General features: G+C 47.5%; 2 protein-coding genes. Both read right to left on the minus strand.

The features are described from left to right. Nucleotides 1-233 (minus strand): transposase zinc-binding domain-containing protein (locus tag Q4557_RS19750; protein WP_303415037.1); only part of this gene is annotated, 233 nt, incomplete at its 3' end. Beyond that, nucleotides 230-466: a tyrosine-type recombinase/integrase gene (locus tag Q4557_RS19755; RefSeq protein WP_368506501.1), complete on the minus strand. Its 237-nt coding sequence runs from the start codon at nucleotides 464-466 to the stop codon at nucleotides 230-232. The genes Q4557_RS19755 and Q4557_RS19750, both read right to left, overlap by 4 nt. Nucleotides 467-930 lie beyond the last annotated feature (464 nt).

Consider the following 930-nt stretch of genomic DNA (forward strand, 5'->3'; position numbering starts at 1 on the left):
AGCCACTCTGTCGTGGCGTTGTGCTGGCATTGAGGGCAACTGCGATGACCACATGACAGCGGGAAATCAGCAGTATGCGTGCAGCCCTGACATGCCCACTGGCTGGTTCGCTCAGTGTTGCTGCGACAATTAAGCATGCCAAAAATGGCGTGACGCATGGATGATGTAATGTGACCATCATAAGCCTGATTAAAGGCATCGAGGTGGTCGCGTAAAAGTTCGATGAACGTCATAGGTCACACTCCCACTTGAGCACCAAATTATCAGTCAGTTGGTTAACTGACTGAGCGGTATTTTTTCGCGTGATAGTGGTGAGGCGGGTATAACGGGCTGTGGTATTAAGGCTGTTGTGACCGAGCAGGCTTTGTACTGAACGCAAATCTAACCCTTGCTCTAACAGATGAGTGGCGTAGCTGTGGCGCAGATTATGTGGGCTGTTGGACTTATGAATATTACACTCACGAATAACCCGCTTGAGGGCTTTTTCCTTCTGATTTTAAAGTAAGTCCCGCCTTTATCGATCTTTGAGTCTGGCTGGCCATCTTTACCAGAAAAATCAGCCGTGGGTGGCGATGAGTTTGCCAGTAATATCGCAGCGCTAACAAGGTCCGTTTGGGCAAAGGCACCAACCTGTTAATCACATGGATGTGATGTATGTCATTTTTGCTGGAGCAAAAAATGACCTTTTCCACCTTTGGCGTTACGAATGTGTACCTGCATCATCTGTGAATCGATATCGCCAACCTGCAGTGAAATGGCCTCACCGAGGCGCAATCCCATACTGTATTAGGTGAGAAAGCACACTTGATATCGCAGCTTATGAGTAAGGCTAATAACGATAGTGACTTCAGCAGGGGTAAGAATATCAGGCAGTCTTTGGACTTGTGGTGGCTTAACAATATTAAGCCACTCCCAGTGTTGATTAAGCAC

Origin of the sequence: Shewanella sp. 5_MG-2023 (genome assembly GCF_030547465.1) — a bacterium.
Classification (GTDB): Bacteria; Pseudomonadota; Gammaproteobacteria; order Enterobacterales; family Shewanellaceae; genus Shewanella.